We start from the raw sequence: 16,067 nt of genomic DNA, 5'->3' as shown, positions 1-16,067 counted from the left end.
TGCAAACATAGGCACGAATAAGCGGTTGAACCGTTTTAGTTTGCGAGGTAAAAAGAAGGTGCAAAGCCAATGGCAGCTTTGCTGTATGGTGCATAACATAGAGAAGTTGGCCAATTATGGTGGATTAACAGCGTAAAACGACAGGTTCAATCAAATTGATGCAAATGAATAATGTTTGGGGCATGAAAAATTCACTGGATATTGTTCAGACTGACGGGCGAGATTGTCGGTGTCAGTTGCGGGTTTTTCTACAGTCTCGTTATCCATCTAGGATCTGAAGAGAGGTATCGTGCGACTTTACTACATGACTACGCTAGAAACGTTAGAGCAATATATTCTTCCTGAGCAGCGTATTCGACTGTCAACCTTCGATACAGTAAACGATCCCTTTGAGCTCTTAGGAATTCGACAGGAAGGAAAGAAAGCGCGTCGCCACTTCGATAGGCTTTATAAGCATTGGGCTTCTTTATATGGATTTATTAGTTTTACCGATAACTGGAAAAGCCCATTGATGTGGGGTCATTACGCTAGAAATCATACAGGCGTATGCCTTGGTTTGGATGTTCCTGAGAATCGTGTATGGAAAGTTGATTATCACAAAGATCGCCTCGACTCTTTGTTAAGTAGCAGCCCAAATAATATGGCTTTTGATGATGAAGTTTTTAAGAAGATTGTAACCACGAAGTTTAGTGATTGGTCCTATGAACGTGAATGGAGATACGTTAAAAATTTAGAGTATGTAGATCCTGAGACGGGACTGTATTATGAGGAAATTTCTCCAGACTTTGAATTGCGAGAAATTATATTAGGAGCTCGCTGCCAACGAAAACTTACTAAAATAAGGAAGCAGGTGTTTGCAAATACAGATGTAGTAAAGATATTTAAAGTTCGGGCAGCATTTCAAAGTTTTGACATGGTCAAAAAGCAAGATCAAGAGGTGTTAACCGTTGATCCATTACACAAGGTGAAAGGTCAAAATGACCGAAGCGAAAAATTCGAGATCGATGGATAACAAGGCGCTCGTTCGGATGCAAACTGCGCTGCGCTTCGTTTGCAACGCACAGCTTGGTCGTTATGTTTAAAAAATAAATGGAAAATGAATTCACAATTACACGAGTAAAAAAGAGACTGTCTAGTTACCGTGACAGTATTGAAGCAATATCGGAGAATTTTGAATCGGCCACCTACGATAGAAAAGAAGAATTAATGTTGTCTATTGAAAAAGTCTACAAAGAAATAGAATCAGAAAAAGATAGAGCACATAAAAATGATGGTACGGATATCGATATAGAAACAACTAGCTATCTTCCTGCGCTTCAAGAAGCATCTAAATTTCTTGATCAGGCGTTAGACCCAGACTCTAATCAAAATATCCTTAGTTGTCTGAATAATGCGTCATTTTCCTTAGGGTACTATTTAAGTCATGGTTAAACATAACAAATCGTTTAAAACCGCAGGGTAAAAAGCAGCCCTGCTTGGACCGCGCAAACAGCGCGCGGCCCTTTAACTCAAACGTTAGTTTTACGAGGAATAGAATGAGAAAAATATTTACAGTATTAAGTTGTTTGGCGCTTTTCAGTTGCGCCAATTCTGAGTCAAATATTGATTCGGAACTATTAGGTATTTGGGCTACAGAGTGTGATACGAGCAATTCAGGAGGTTCTGCGCAAGATGTTATTGAATTCACCAGTGATGCTATGTATTACTCCGATAGATATTTCTTGGACTCAGAATGTTCTGATCCCAGTTATACGCGAACAGCAAAATTTGATTTAAAGGTAGATGGCAGTAACGGCGAAGGAAATATAGACTTTCAAGCTGTGTCCGCAACTATTACTCCATACAGCGTCGAAGAGAAAGAACAGCTAGAGACCTACCTTGAAATTAGTATCACCCTTGGCGAGGAAGTGGATGTAACTGAAAAATATTCAGGTCTACGAGAATTTCGTATGAGATATGATATATACAAGATCGTCGATGGAAACTTATTTTTTGGTAAAACTACAGATCTATACGATGCCTCAACACCAGAGGCTAGACCAATAGAAATTGCGGATGGAATAGATGATTCTGTATTTATTAAGCAAGAAAACTAACAATAAGACCCAGATTGTTCGCTGCGCTCACTGGGACGCTTCGCAAGCTCAGCGTCCCTGGTCAGAATATTGAGGCTGTAGGAAAACTCGAATGTATAATAATATTTTAGAATTATGGGGTAGCAAAACCATTCCTGAGGTTGCGATCGTCGAACACATGGCTTCTCAGGAGGTCGGTTTTTCTTTAAATCGTGCCAGGGTATATCTACGGCCTCGTTAGCCTCTAGTAATCGTATACGTAGCGAGTTAATTATGCCCATTGTTCATTTGATTGAAGGTCCAGTTGGTGCGGGTAAGTCTACTTTCGCTGTTCAACTAGCGGCGAGTAATGGCGGTGTTCACATTGCCCTAGACGAATGGTTTGCGAATTTATTTAGCCCCGATCGCCCTGCGGGTGACTTTGCTTCTTGGTACCTAGAAAGAAAGGAAAGGCTTCTTAATCTTATATGGACTCATAGTCTTCGCCTTCTTGTGTCAGGTAAAGACGTGATTCTCGAGCTCGGGCTTATTCAACGTCAAGGTCGCATTGATTTCTGCCACCAAGTGCAAAACGACGGACTACCTCTCATTGTTTACATTCTCGATGCTCCTCACAGCGAGCGCCGGGAGCGTGTTCGACGTCGCAATCTTGAAAGAGGTGCCACGTTCTCAATGGTGGTTCCTGATCACATATTCGAAATTGCGAGTAAACTTTGGGAGCCGCCCGATGACTGCGAACAGAGCGAGTTCCAAATTGAATTTGTTTCTAGCTCTAAAAACGGCGGCTAACATGGCAACTAGAGAACCACTCGCTTCGCTCGCGCCGACCAACGTTCTGCGCCATTTTACGGCACCATACTTTTGCGGGCTATTGCCGCGTTATAACTCATGCGCTCATTACTAGTGCGACATTGTGTCGCAGCATTCGCACTGCTGCTGATTTGCATCCCATCTTTTGCGAGTGAATGTGTCGTACTTTTGCACGGACTGGCCCGTACGGCCGATTCGATGAAAACGATGGAAGCGCGGCTATCCGCGGAAGCCTTTATTGTCCAAAACATCGACTACCCGTCGCGCAAACATACGGTTGACGAACTCGCAGAAATTGCGGTTGGGGAAGGAATCAACAAATGTGAGTCGAACGCAACGACAAAGATTAACTTTGTAACCCACTCACTGGGAGGAATTCTCGTCCGAGTCTATCTCAAAAAGCACGAAAGAGAAGATATTGGTCGGGTGGTCATGCTTGGACCTCCCAACAAGGGCAGCGAAGTTGTCGACAATTTGAAGAATGCACCTGGCTTTGAGCTCCTCAACGGCCCGGCCGGTATGCAACTCGGAACAGGCGAGAATGACGTTCCCAAATCGCTTGGTCCGGTAAACTTTGAACTGGGGGTGATTGCTGGCACGCAAAGCATTAATCTCATTCTGTCTGCGTTTCTGCCGAACCCGGATGACGGAAAGGTTTCGGTCGAAGCAACGAAAGTCGAAGGGATGGAGGATTTCATTGTCCTTCCGGCGACACACCCATTTCTCATGAATAATGAGGCGGTAATTGAGCAGACAGTGTATTTTCTGAAAAACGGAAAATTCAAAAAGGAAAATGAGTTATAACAAGCGCATTTTGGCGGACAGGTTTTCCGCTGCGCACCGGCTATTTTCAACCTTATGCGCACAAAAATGAGAGTCTACTATGAAACACTGGCTTGAAGCATCAGAAGAAGCTTTAAAAAGAGCGTTAGAAATTGCAAGAGAAAAATCGTTCTCATTAGAGGATATTTACCTATTGGCACCACTTTTATACGCAGAGAGGTATGATCTAAATGATGTTTCGCTTCTTCAGAAAATGGGGGAATTAAACCAAGAACAATATGAAACAGATGTTTCCCTAGATGAAGAGTCCAGGGGTTATTATAAGTTTCATCTGGTTTCTTCGTTCCTATATTGCTATGTAGTACATGAGAAGATTGACGAATTCAAATATGATGAAGTTATGGAGTACGTGAATGCCAATATGGATCTTTTTGACTAATGTGCCATATTTCATTTAGGCGCCTAACCATAAGCCCGAGTTTGTTTGCTTTGCTCACGTGACACGTCGCTGCGCTCTTCGCGCCTCGGCTGGGCGTTGTAATTCAAGGAAAGATTATGTATATCCCCAAACATTTTGAATTCACCGACGAAAATGAAATATATGCTTTTGTCGAAGCAAATTCCTTCGGCCAGCTTATCTCAAGTGTTGGTGGCAAACTCTTCTCTACGCATCTGCCATTTTTACTTTCTAAAGACAAATCTAAAGTGCTCGGTCATTTTGCTCGAGAAAACCCGCAACACACTGAAGTCGATGGACAGGAAGTCCTGATTACCATCGTGGGTGCTCACGATTACATTTCGCCTTCCTGGTATAATTCCCCAGGCGTGCCCACCTGGAATTATCAGGCAGTTCATATTTATGGGCAGTGCAAGGTACTCCGAAATCCCGAAGACTTTGAAGAAATAGTCAACGATCTGACTTCAAAATATGAATCCACCTTTGAAATCCCGTGGCTACCACAATATAAATCATCCATGCTAGGTGCTATTCTTGGCTTCGAGGTCACGATCACAAATATTCAGTGCAAATATAAACTCAGTCAAAATCGTTCGTTACAAGATAGGGCGCAGGTAATTAGGCAGTTAAAGGCACGAGGGTCAAATAGGCTGGCTGAGGCTATGGAACGCAATGAGTTATAAGAGGGACATTCATTTTGCTCCTGACATCGCACCGTTTTTGGCAGTTTTATGTGTAAAAGCTATTATGGATAAGCAAAAGCCAAAAAGTATGAGTCAGCTCGACGATTGGAAGGGTAATGTCTATTTGTGGATAGAACCGGAGTCTTCTATGATGGTTAAGGCTACTGATAAAAATTTGGCGCCTCTGTCGAGCTAAGGTCCGTAGACGCCGGATAGTTCGCCAAAATGTCGCCAGCTGCGGCAGGTGAATTAGATAATTTGTGAGATCTAGACATATCACACACAATCAAACTATTATGTGCCAGAGATAAATTGGAATCGACACAAAAGACTAGTTTCGTAATGGTGATAGCGATATTAGTAACTTACAACTCACCGAAATAGAGAAGATAGAAAGCATGAGTAAAGGTACAGTTAAGTGGTTCAATGATGACAAAGGATTTGGATTTATTACACCAGATGATGGCAGCAAGGATTTGTTCGTTCATCACTCCGAAATACAGGCTAGCGGTCGTAAATCGCTTAAAGACGGTCAGAAAGTTGAATATGTAGTGGGGCAAGGTCAAAAAGGACCTTGTGCGACTAACGTCAAACCACTTTAAGTGGTTTTTTCTGAGACTGCACACATAACTAAGCCATGTAGCGGACCCACCTCTGTTCCGGCCAAAATGTGGTCACTTCGCTTATGCCACATTTAGTCCTCCACTTTGGTGGTCCGCTGATGGCGACGTTGTGTAGTAGTTAAAAGTTGTTGGGTAGGCGAATTCAAGCAGTCTCCTGTTAGCAATATCTACCGGGGCTTTAGACATACTTTCGATAACAGGGATTATCATGCCTACGTAGCGTCCTTTGATGAACAGAATTGTTCGACTTTTTCCTCATTAATTCATGCCTATGCCGGACATACACAAAGCGCTCCTTCGAACGCTTCGCCGCGTTACGGCTGGGATAGCCAACGCTGCGCATCAGCAGCTTCAACATTTATGCAAGCCAATCATGGGTATGTATTTCAAACAAATCAGGAATTTCTGCCCGTCTCGAAATGAAAACAGCAAGAGAACGGATTTTTCCAACATAGCCAATGCCATGTCACGTGGCTGGGCACAAGGGTTACCCCTCAGGGCATAACACGACATTTTTATAGCGGGCGAACGATGGCTCTGGCATATTTCGTAATATTGCCTTTGACCATAATCGGTATTGGCATTCTTACGTTTGACGTTCCAAATGGTTCGTGACCGCGATATGGCGTTCACGTCAGAAGCACCGATTTGTGCCAGACAGGTCTTGTGAATGTACACAAGCGGCATATTAAACTCTTAAAAGGGAAACGTTACGTTTTATGAGAAACGTTTTTTTTATTTTTTTGTTTGCCTTACCTTTGCATTTACCCGCGGAGACTAAGTACTTTGTCGAGACGGACCCGCTTGCTTTTCTTTTTAGCGGCTATTCGGCGCACGCTGGTATCGAACAGGATAGATTGCGATTTCAAATTGGCGTATTTGGCGCTCAGTTTCCGGATTTCATGCGTGACAATAGCAATTACGCCGTCAAGCAAAACGGCGTCGGTTTTAAATTTGACTATTCACGAGAGAGTAACAGGGGACTATTTGGTGGCATTGAATACGAAGCGACAATTATAGAATACACATATGGCGACAATGTTGCTCATCAAGCTCGTGCTGCAGATTTAGTTGGACTACGTGTCGGATACAAATATTTAGTCGGTAAACATGGATACATCACTCCCTGGATGGCGATCAAACGAAATCTTTCTGATATTAGCCCAGTAGAGCTAGTATTGAACGAGACTTACAATGTTCCAAAATATATATTTTTCCCAACTATCCATATTGGGCTTCAATTTTAAACCAGCAGAATCACTACTTTTTAGCGGAGTTTTTGAGAGAAATGAAGGCACCTGAATATGTTGAGACAGAAAGACTTATACTTCGTCGCATCTGTCGGCTATGTACTTGCTCGCGGCGCTATGATTGATTTATTTTTTACACTAGTATTGGATTCGCTCGAGCACGAACACTTATATTACGCTCTATGACAGCGAGAAGGACAACAAGGTGGACTTTGGAACGATTTTCGGTGAACTTAAACGCATACTAGTGCAACATGACAAGAAACTTGTGTGCAGTAGTGACGACATGGAATGCTACTCTCTAAACACCCGGCATATCATGAAGAACGGAAAGCCACTGTTTTTTGGCAGTGTACAAATCAACAAGAACTACGTCAGTTATCATCTGATGCCAGTTTATGTAGAACCGAGTTTATTGGTAAGCGTGTCAGTTGAATTGAGAAAACACATGCACGGAAAATCCTGTTTTAATTTTAAGTCTATAGACGCAGAGCAGCTTAGTGAAATTCAAGAATTAACCCAAGCAGGCTACCACTATTACGAGTCTAAAGACTACATATAGTTAGCAAATACACACTTCACTCTATTCGTCGCAATTCGCTGTAGCAAGGAGGCTGACCCGTGGAGACTGAACACCTTTCGGAAATATATGATAAGTTTGCGGCATCGTATGATGAAAATCGCGATGCGTTTAATATCGATCACATCATCAATGGATTTCATTCAAAACTTGCCTCTCAAACTGGCAAATTACTCGACCTCGGATGTGGCGCAGGCGTTCCTTTAGCACGCTCGTTTATTGGACGGGACTGGGAGGTTACCGGTGTCGACTTTTCGCAGAATGGGTGACGTGCCAGAAGTAGCTGCGCACTATAGTGGCAAAAGATCGCGCTCATGGATTAACGAATAGTATTCTTTTACGGAGTGTTAACAAAAGGACCAATGTCAGACAATCAAAAGAGACCGACAGAAGCATTTCCCGCAGTCCGATTCTTTGAGGCCTTTTTGTATTGGCTGAAATTGGGCTTCATCAGTTTTGGAGGCCCCGCTGGCCAAATCAGCATGATGCACCAGGAGTTGGTGGAAAAGCGTCGCTGGATATCCGAGCATCGTTTTCTACATGCACTCAATTACACCATGATATTACCCGGTCCTGAGGCGCAACAACTTGCCACGTATATCGGCTGGTTAATGCACGGCGTGTGGGGCGGAATCACGGCCGGCGTTTTATTCGTTTTGCCCTCACTGTTTATTCTAATCGCGCTCACCTGGGTTTATCTGGCTTATGGCAATGTGCCCGCCATAGAGGGAATCTTACACGGAATCAAACCGGCAGTAACAGCGATTGTTGTGTTTGCCGCATATCGCATCGGCTCAAAAGCACTGAGAAACAATACGCTTCGCGTCATCGCCATACTCGCTTTTGTCGCGATCTTTGCGCTCGAGGTTCCCTTCCCTTATATCGTGCTGATCGCCGGACTTTTGGGTTACGCAGGTTCAAAGTTCGCACCAGATCAGTTCCGTACCGGAGGACATCACGCCGGCTCCGGCAAGTCCTCAGGCCCGGCGCTTATTGACGATGACACTCCCTTACCAAAACACGCGCGCTTCAAATGGTCCAGATTAATTGTTTTTGGCGTGATTGGCGTTTCAATCTGGATTATTGCCATATTCCTACTCAATAATTTCTATACATGGGAAGGCACACAAACACAGATGGCCTGGTTTTTTACGAAAGCAGCGCTACTGACATTTGGCGGTGCGTATGCGGTGCTGCCCTATGTTTATCAAGGCGGCGTCGAGCAGTATGCCTGGTTGAGTGCAACGCAAATGATAGACGGATTGGCCCTGGGTGAAACCACACCGGGTCCGCTAATTATGGTTGTGGCATTTGTAGGGTTTGTTGGTGGTTGGACCAAGGAATTATTCGGGCCGGAATTGTTACCACTGGCTGGCATTGTCGGGGCGAGTATCGCCACCTTTTTCACTTTTCTACCCTCTTTTTTGTTTATTCTGCTGGGAGGACCATCGGTCGAGGCCACTCGACACGATATAAAATTTACAGCGCCCTTAGTTGGTATAACTGCGGCGGTCGTAGGCGTTGTGCTCAATCTTGCTGTCTTCTTTGCCTATCACGTGCTTTGGCCGCAGGGTTTTAGCGGCGTATTTGATTGGTTTTCCTTGTTTATAGGGCTAGCCGCATTTATTGCATTGTTTAGATATAAGATCGGAATAATTTCAGTTATCGGTGCGTGTGCGACGTTTGGGCTACTTTACTCAACGCTACTATGAATACAATCGTTATGATTAATGAATCTAATTAATGTCGCACGCTCAGCATTCAGAAAAATTGAAAAGTTGTATCTGACCCAACTTTTACCAACAACGCAGAACACGACTCTATCATATTTCTTATATTTTCCACTTCATGAGTCCACTGGCGGATTAACTAATTCTGATAACGCATTTTTCGTTCAGGCTGGATATACTATTGAGAAGGAGATAACAACACGAATACCTTATAATTCTTATTAGGTATTCGAGTGTTATTCTTTGCCTCACATAGCTGAAAAAAGACATCTTAATTGGTTTTTTACGAACAAGCACTGGAACCGACTATGACCGAAAAAATAGTAAATTCAGTTGGAGAAAATGGAGTAAACAATCCGCGCGACGTGGCAATCGTTGAGAATCTTTTAGAACAGGCCAGAGTCGTTTGGACTGGTGAGAAAATTCCTCGTCTACCTTTTACTACCAATACCCCTGGCAAACTTTTGGCGACTCCGCCTCTTCGCATATCTTATGACACTATAAACGCCATACGTGGTTTTCAAAAACTTTATGGGAAAGACGATGGATTAATAGAGCCAAACAAGACGACATTTAATCGGCTGGTCAGTTTAAATACTCCTCTCAAGCTCAAAACTCCAACCCTTGAGCGATTTAACAATGGAGCTTACAAGATTTCATACACCGGAACTAAGCCACCAAAGCCCTATCGAATCTTGTTTCGAATCGCAGCATCACCGCCTTTGTTAGCGATCGTGAATGCCCAAATCGACCCCACTCAGGTCATAGACGTTACCGATAGATCCTCAAAAGATCTATTTTCGTCCGAGAACCTACCCCAATTGCTGGCGTTAATTAAGAAGCAGAATCTTTGGGGGAAAAAGATACCTTGCGCACTATATGTAGCACGTGAGAACTGGCCAGTTTCCATTTCAAATGTCGAATTTTTAACTTGCCCTGTAAAACCCATTAGCGGCCCTCTAAGCCCGGCTATGGGTGAAGGAGATACCGGCCCAGCATTGAAATACACCGGGAATGGCACGGGCAGAATACTTCATCACGAAGCTATAGATGGTGACTACTATTTTGTATATAACAATTTACCGGTAATAGACAACGACAAACGAGGATTCGACTGCACAACCTACGTTGGCGGAATTTTCGCTTGTGATGCAAGCAAAAAAGGAATGAGTGGTTATGGCACTCAGCTAGCTGAACACCTTGGCGCCACTCGACCATTCGATATTGATGCCAAGAAGAAGGATGACATCATCAAGTTTTTCGATGATCATAAAACCGGCACCTATGTCATGTGGAATGAAGGGCATGTCGTTCTCGTAGTAGACAGACACGTTCATGAATTTACGAATCGAGGCACTAATAACGGTTACGTGCACACCCTGGACATAAAGGATTATCCATTTAGCACCAGCAAACCCTACTGGGCAGCAAAGATAACACGGGCATATGGAGACACTCCATGATCGTTTATTCGTTTATTTCTTTTCCACGACGACTGGTTAGTTGCGTATTTGCATTCGTCTCAATAACTGTTTTTTTTAGCTGCGCACATGCTGAAGGGACACTCGTAGAGCCTAATCAAAATGGGGTTTGGGCAGTCTACCAGCTTCCACAACCGTGGGTAAAAAAGCATTTGGGGAAACATTTCGGAACCACTACCTATGTTTCATTGAACCCTCCACATATCCAGGACATTCTGGCAGATCAAAGCACCTGTATCACACCACCGCGTTTGGTGGTGAGCACAACCAACAATAAGGGAGAGATTTCAGAAGGTATACTAAAATGCATTAATCCTTGCGATGAAAGCGTCACTGAAAACGAGGAACTATGGGGACGCTTGACTCGCCTGCGCGGCATCACTATCAAGACACGCACTGATGGATTTATCGAGGCAGAAGCTCACTTTCATAAACTAAAATTTGTTCCTCCTTCAGACAATGCGGTGCTTACTTTTGTCGATCCACTTGAGACACCAGGCAAAACACAAACCTGGCGCTTCTCACCAGACTTTATTTCAAAGCAGTTCAGTAAAAACATGTCCTGTCTTGAGTCCGAGCGATAATTTTTGTATGGTGGTGACAGATTCGTGCCACAGGAAAACGATGTATCGCACGGCGGTAAGAGGAGATATTAGGCTAATTCTGCGCTATCTATAGAACGGCGTAAATCCTAATTATCAACACCCAGAAATTGTGGCGACTCCCCTATTCGTGAGTACAAAAAGCGGGCATATTGAAGTCGTACGACTTTTGCTAGAGTAGGACGCAGACCCGGCGATTAAGACACTGATGGAAGACAAAGACGCATACGAGGCGGCAAGAGATTTCGGCAGGGAAGATATACTACGCATTATGAGGAAAAGTAGCTTGTTAGTGAATTTGTTTGCGTAAGGAACCGCCTGTTGATGATAGAAACCAGGATCATTTGTGACAATGCTATGAATCTTAATCAAGTCACGCTACCTGCACAAAATATCGAAGCATCGAACGCCTTCTATGAAGGCATGGGGTTTCGAAAAATCGTGTCCACTGACACGTATACCCGATTCGAATGTCCTGCAGGCGACGCAACTTTTTCGCTAGATAAAGTAGAATCTAAAACATCCTCACCCGGCGCCGTCATATATTTTGAGGTCGATAATCTATCGGAAGTACATGCGGACCTTGTGAAGAAAGGTTATTACTTCGGCACTATTCCAAAAGCGGAAGAGTGGCTTTGGACTGAGGCGCGATTACGAGATCCTAGTGGGAATTTAATTTGTCTTTATACTGCCGGTGTAAATCGAAGATATCCGCCATGGAGATTGCGCTAGTAACGGAATTTGTACAAGGAAGGAACAATGAAGGCAACAGTAGCCGTATTTGGAATCTTGAGATTCCCGCCCGAGAACATCAATGATGTGCTCCCTCATCTTCGGGAATTCGTGAAGGCCACCCAGGAACTAGATGGTTGTATATTGTATGAAGTCGCCGAAGATCCTTTTGATAAGGGCCTGATACGTTTTTCCGAGTTATGGCCAGATAGAGCAAGCCTGGAGAAGCATTTAATCGCTCCACATATAGAACCATGGAGAGAGCAGGCAAGAAAATATGGACTATCGGAACGCGTGTTTAATTCCTACGATATCTTATCGGACGCGATTCCTGTCTAAGACCCGACAACTCGTCTAAACGCGTTGGAGAATTCAACAATGAAATACAATCATCTGGGTATACCCACCACGTCCAGCTTTGAGGGCGAAATCGATTTGCCGCATTTGAAAATGACGGTATCTTGTATATCTATATTTGCAGGAATGTCTCGTTTACGTGTTACCGTTTCAGTTCCTAATAGGTTGTATTTGACACACCTCTTTCATCGTTATTTATCCAATTGGGCGAAACCTATTCACACAACAAGATGTGTTCTCTGCTTTGCTAGTCCAATATTTGCTATGATACCGGCGTTAAACTCAACACGATCTGCTTCCACACCGTCGCTAAAAATTGTTCCTCCCGAGGCCATATTAGAGGTGACGATAAGTGGCTTATCTTGTGTTATCACTCCATAGACCATTTGTGCTTGCGTTGATTTGCTTGGAAACGGTTCACGTACGCTATAGATAAGATATTCACTATCCCAAGGGATTGATCCGTTGTTTGGCGGTGGCGTTACTTTCCCGCCAAGCGCCTCCACAATTGCTGTGGCTCCCGCATAGACAGAGCGTAGCCACCCAGTAGAACCAGCCCCTGTTGACACGATCACACCACTGGATGAATGATGCTCGAATTTTTCGCCCTGCCGAATGTCATAGCGCGCAGACACGTGGGATTGTGCGCCAATAAATAGATCGTTGAATGCCAACAAGGTTTGACCATCATTAAGCCTTACCTCTGCCATTGTGATTTCTTTAACTCGAAACTTACCTAACAATGTTTTTTCCAAACCGTTGAAGATTGATTCCCTTGTAAAAGGCAACAAAACACCATCAATAGCTGTTGTGTCAGGGTTTACTGCGACAATCGGCTGATTTTCGTTTACGTATTTAGCCGTGTTGACCACTAGACCGTCAGGCCCGATCACCACAATCAAATCGGACTTAGTAAATACGTATTGTGGTAACAGACTACGATCCAATACTTGAACTCGAAAACCGCGCGGAATAGCGTTACGTACCTGTGTGACGATTTGCGTATATTCTTCATGCTTGCCACGTATCGCCTCAAAGTCCTGCCCAGCATGTTCAAGATAGAACTTCGCCTGCGCCTGAGTGTTAAAACGTTTAACTAGCTCTTCGAGAACCGTGGCTTTGGTGACAATCACCACGGTCTCGAATAGCACGGTACTAGAAGCATATTCCTGATACAGAGGAACATTCATTTGCGTACACTCCCAACATACGTCACCAATTGCCCAAGCAGATCCGGCGTAATGTTGAGATTACCGATCTTTCCAGCATTTGCGGCCCATTCTTTCAGCGCCAAGCCAATCAGCGCCTGTGGCGGCAAATTGCCATAGGGGTTAAGCTTCATCTCTTCGGCGCGCGCTTCAGATTCTGCCAATGTCAATTGATTTTGCGCCTGTGTTTCGACTAGGGTTTTGCGTTTTTCTTCCAGGACAATATCAGCGTCCATTGCGGAATGTTTTAGTTTAACCTCTTCTACCACGGCAGCGGCCCGACGCGCGTAGATTGCCTGGTCCGCCCGACGTTGCAAACTTTCGCGATAATCGGCTTCCAAGGCTTTATGCATCTCAGGTGTAGCCGTTACTGAGGTGACGTGTAGGCTTTCGACCAAAACTCCCATTGTTTGCAACGCGACATCGTCGTGAATATCCAGTAACACTTGCCCTCCAAGGTCTTTGACTCGAATCAGCGCATCTTCTAAGCTCATTTGATTTACACCTGTACGTGTCAAAGCTTGGATAGCGTTCACTACTCGTTGCATCAATTTTTCAGGATCATCTGACAGATATCGTCCTGTTTTTGTGTCGACCGTAAAATCGAGCAATGCCGCAACCTCCAGGGGTTTGGTCAGGCGATAGGTCAATTGGCCTTGAATCGCAATTTCCTGGAAATTTCTTGTCGTTTCTTTGAATACAAATGGCGCCTCCTGGCTTCCTAACGGTACACAGGCAATCGACGTGTTGTGTCTTAAATACCAGAATGCGCGTCCAGCGCCATGCGCTACCACTTCACCATTACGGTAGCGAATTACATGTTGACTAGGCTCACCTTTAAAGTAGTTAAGGATCATAAATCACCTCCTGGACAAATAGCCTCTATTACTTTCGAAGAACGCGCTTACGCAGCGTGCCCCGCCGTTTGACTACTATCAAACGCTAACATTCGTTCGATGGGCTTGCGGGCACGTTCCATCTGGAATGCATCGAGATAGTCAATTTTCAAACCCACTCCTCGCATCGCGTCGCTAATCTTTTCAACTGTGTTTCGTTTCATATACGGACACGCGTTACATTGACAACCTGCATAGATAGGCGCTTGTCGAATATCGAGATCGGGTCTTGTTTGGCGCATGTTGTGTAGCAGGCCTTCTTCCGTCGCAACGAATACAGAACGCGTTGCGTCTTCGAGTTTGGCTATCCATTGCAGCATCTGCTTTGTCGACCCAACGAAATCGGACTGTTTAAGCACGGGCAACGGCGATTCGGGATGGGAAATGAGTAGTGGTTCAGCATCACCGCTTTTTACTGCCTGCAACATTTGCTCAATACGTTCGGCGTTGAATTGGTCGTGCACCTCGCAGACAGCGCTCCACAACGGCATGTCATAACCGTATTGGTAATTGAGATAGGCGCCCATGTTGCGATCGGGTGAGAAAATTACTTTACGTCCCGACGAGATGAGGTGAGCGACAATGTCGTCGACATTGCGCGACGTGACGACCCAATCCGCCAGGGTTTTGGTTTCAACGTCCGAGTTGATATAAGTAACATGCACGTGATCGGCGTATCGTTCACGCCAGCACTTGAGCAATCGCGTATCGGTTTGGGTCACGAGTGAACACGTGGAGCGCGCGTCTGGCAGTATCACCTCGGCTGCCGGGTTTAGAATCTTGGCCGTTTCGGCCATAAACTTTACACCGGCAAATACTATGCGTTCGGCCTTTTCACGTTGCGCAATCATGGCAAGCTCTAAGGAGTCGCCAACGTAATCCGCCATCGCTTGCACATCTGGCGTGGTGTAATAATGGGCTAACAGTAGTGCGTTTTTCATATGTCACCTCCACACTTATTTAATAATGTCCACCTGGCCTGGGTTTTTCACGCGATACAAACGCGCGGGACGATGAGCACCGTCGCGCTTCGCGCCGCCTGTTTCTTCGATTTTTTCCATGGCTAACACCCATTTGCGAAAATTCCGTTTATCCATCTCCTCTTGCAAAATAATTTCGTATACCGCCTGCAATTCAGCCAGGGTGAATTCCGCCGGCATAAACGCAAAGGCGATTGTTGAGTAATCCAATTTAGCCACCAATCGGTTATGGGCGATATCGACAATGTTTTGATGATCAAAGGCGAGCGGCGGTATGTCATCCATGGCAAACCAACCCACGGCTTCAGCGTCGGTAGCAGCCCGTATTTGAATCTTGTCGGAAGGAATTAGCGCGTAATACGCGACGGTAATAACCCGTTCTCGCGGGTCGCGCTCCGGTTGCCCAAACGTATATAGCTGCTCCAGGTAGACCCCACTCACTCCGGTTTCTTCTTCTAGTTCTCGGCGCGCGCTTTCTTCCAGGCTTTCATCCATTTGCACAAAACCACCGGGCAAAGCCCACTTGCCTTTGAATGGCTCACCTTTGCGCTTTATCAACAGCACTTTTAACTGTTCATCACGAATCGTGAATATCACGATGTCAGTGGTCACCGCGGGATGTGGGTATTCGTATGAATACATGAGCGATCTTCCTTAGTGTTGATAATACACTAAGGAAGATAGTGTGACAGCGACACTAAGTCAATAGATTTTTTCTGCTTCTTGTAAGTGACTGTATTTACAGTTCATAAATCTTAGTTCGTGACCAAGAACTAAGACGGGTCAGATACCTCTTTTCACGAATATTAGAGAAACGTTG

The 16,067-nt window shown here is 44.7% G+C and carries 22 protein-coding genes; 18 read left to right on the top strand and 4 right to left on the bottom strand.

Annotated elements, in window-relative coordinates:
- From OEZ43_05345 to OEZ43_05260, 18 genes are all read left to right on the top strand, one after another.
- A partial coding sequence (locus OEZ43_05345; GenBank protein ID MDH5544995.1) for a transposase occupies window positions 1-136 on the top strand: 136 nt, incomplete at its 5' end.
- A gap of 168 nt (window positions 137-304) precedes the next feature.
- Entirely contained in the window at window positions 305-1,012 is a 708-nt protein-coding gene (locus OEZ43_05340; GenBank protein MDH5544994.1) for a DUF2971 domain-containing protein, read from the top strand.
- Window positions 1,013-1,089: 77 nt separating this feature from the next.
- Window positions 1,090-1,431: a hypothetical protein gene (locus OEZ43_05335; GenBank protein MDH5544993.1), complete on the top strand. Its 342-nt coding sequence runs from the start codon at window positions 1,090-1,092 to the stop codon at window positions 1,429-1,431.
- Between the two features lie 104 nt (window positions 1,432-1,535).
- Entirely contained in the window at window positions 1,536-2,096 is a 561-nt protein-coding gene (locus tag OEZ43_05330) for a hypothetical protein (protein ID MDH5544992.1), read from the top strand.
- A gap of 252 nt (window positions 2,097-2,348) precedes the next feature.
- Window positions 2,349-2,864 (top strand): ATP-binding protein, encoded by a 516-nt coding sequence (locus OEZ43_05325; protein ID MDH5544991.1) that lies wholly within the window; start codon window positions 2,349-2,351, stop codon window positions 2,862-2,864.
- 99 nt (window positions 2,865-2,963) lie between these two features.
- Window positions 2,964-3,689: an alpha/beta hydrolase gene (locus OEZ43_05320; GenBank protein MDH5544990.1), complete on the top strand. Its 726-nt coding sequence runs from the start codon at window positions 2,964-2,966 to the stop codon at window positions 3,687-3,689.
- Between the two features lie 79 nt (window positions 3,690-3,768).
- Entirely contained in the window at window positions 3,769-4,107 is a 339-nt protein-coding gene (locus tag OEZ43_05315; GenBank protein MDH5544989.1) for a hypothetical protein, read from the top strand.
- Window positions 4,108-4,223: 116 nt separating this feature from the next.
- Window positions 4,224-4,808 carry an FMN-binding negative transcriptional regulator gene (locus OEZ43_05310; GenBank protein MDH5544988.1) on the top strand — a complete coding sequence of 195 codons (585 nt, stop codon included), beginning with the start codon at window positions 4,224-4,226 and terminating at the stop codon, window positions 4,806-4,808.
- A 64-nt stretch (window positions 4,809-4,872) separates the two neighbouring features.
- Window positions 4,873-5,004 carry a hypothetical protein gene (locus tag OEZ43_05305; GenBank protein MDH5544987.1) on the top strand — a complete coding sequence of 44 codons (132 nt, stop codon included), beginning with the start codon at window positions 4,873-4,875 and terminating at the stop codon, window positions 5,002-5,004.
- 202 nt (window positions 5,005-5,206) lie between these two features.
- Entirely contained in the window at window positions 5,207-5,410 is a 204-nt protein-coding gene (locus OEZ43_05300) for a cold-shock protein (GenBank protein ID MDH5544986.1), read from the top strand.
- Between the two features lie 740 nt (window positions 5,411-6,150).
- Window positions 6,151-6,678 (top strand): hypothetical protein, encoded by a 528-nt coding sequence (locus OEZ43_05295; protein ID MDH5544985.1) that lies wholly within the window; start codon window positions 6,151-6,153, stop codon window positions 6,676-6,678.
- Window positions 6,679-6,886: 208 nt separating this feature from the next.
- The gene (locus tag OEZ43_05290) at window positions 6,887-7,243 is read left to right on the top strand and encodes a hypothetical protein (protein ID MDH5544984.1); all 357 of its coding nucleotides are present in this window, start codon (window positions 6,887-6,889) and stop codon (window positions 7,241-7,243) included.
- Window positions 7,244-7,302: 59 nt separating this feature from the next.
- Window positions 7,303-7,530, top strand: coding sequence for a class I SAM-dependent methyltransferase (locus tag OEZ43_05285; GenBank protein ID MDH5544983.1), 228 nt, complete (start codon window positions 7,303-7,305; stop codon window positions 7,528-7,530).
- 93 nt (window positions 7,531-7,623) lie between these two features.
- A complete protein-coding gene (chrA, locus tag OEZ43_05280) occupies window positions 7,624-8,973 on the top strand; it encodes a chromate efflux transporter (GenBank protein ID MDH5544982.1) in 1,350 nt (449 codons plus the stop codon).
- 326 nt (window positions 8,974-9,299) lie between these two features.
- On the top strand, window positions 9,300-10,454 hold the full coding sequence (locus OEZ43_05275; GenBank protein ID MDH5544981.1) for a hypothetical protein: 1,155 nt from the start codon (window positions 9,300-9,302) through the stop codon (window positions 10,452-10,454).
- Window positions 10,455-10,624: 170 nt separating this feature from the next.
- Complete coding sequence (locus OEZ43_05270) at window positions 10,625-11,056, top strand: hypothetical protein (GenBank protein ID MDH5544980.1); 432 nt, start codon at window positions 10,625-10,627, stop codon at window positions 11,054-11,056.
- 375 nt (window positions 11,057-11,431) lie between these two features.
- Window positions 11,432-11,806: a VOC family protein gene (locus tag OEZ43_05265; protein ID MDH5544979.1), complete on the top strand. Its 375-nt coding sequence runs from the start codon at window positions 11,432-11,434 to the stop codon at window positions 11,804-11,806.
- Window positions 11,807-11,833: 27 nt separating this feature from the next.
- Complete coding sequence (locus OEZ43_05260; GenBank protein MDH5544978.1) at window positions 11,834-12,145, top strand: antibiotic biosynthesis monooxygenase; 312 nt, start codon at window positions 11,834-11,836, stop codon at window positions 12,143-12,145.
- A gap of 236 nt (window positions 12,146-12,381) precedes the next feature.
- Here the strand turns inward: OEZ43_05260 and OEZ43_05255 are convergent, their stop codons facing one another.
- From OEZ43_05255 to OEZ43_05240, 4 genes are read right to left on the bottom strand one after another with little or no spacing between them, the layout of a single operon-like run.
- The gene (locus OEZ43_05255; protein ID MDH5544977.1) at window positions 12,382-13,353 is read right to left on the bottom strand and encodes a hypothetical protein; all 972 of its coding nucleotides are present in this window, start codon (window positions 13,351-13,353) and stop codon (window positions 12,382-12,384) included.
- Window positions 13,350-14,228, bottom strand: a complete 879-nt coding sequence (locus tag OEZ43_05250; GenBank protein ID MDH5544976.1) for an SPFH domain-containing protein — start codon at window positions 14,226-14,228, stop codon at window positions 13,350-13,352. The genes OEZ43_05255 and OEZ43_05250 overlap by 4 nt, the downstream gene beginning before the upstream one ends.
- 47 nt (window positions 14,229-14,275) lie before the next feature.
- Complete coding sequence (gene nadA / locus OEZ43_05245; protein MDH5544975.1) at window positions 14,276-15,208, bottom strand: quinolinate synthase NadA; 933 nt, start codon at window positions 15,206-15,208, stop codon at window positions 14,276-14,278.
- Window positions 15,209-15,223: 15 nt separating this feature from the next.
- The gene (locus OEZ43_05240; protein ID MDH5544974.1) at window positions 15,224-15,889 is read right to left on the bottom strand and encodes an NUDIX hydrolase; all 666 of its coding nucleotides are present in this window, start codon (window positions 15,887-15,889) and stop codon (window positions 15,224-15,226) included.
- Between the last annotated feature and the right edge of the window lie 178 nt (window positions 15,890-16,067).

Source organism: Gammaproteobacteria bacterium (assembly GCA_029881255.1).
GTDB lineage: Bacteria > Pseudomonadota > Gammaproteobacteria > S012-40 > S012-40 > JAOUMY01.
This window is presented reverse-complemented; position numbering and strand designations above follow the sequence as displayed.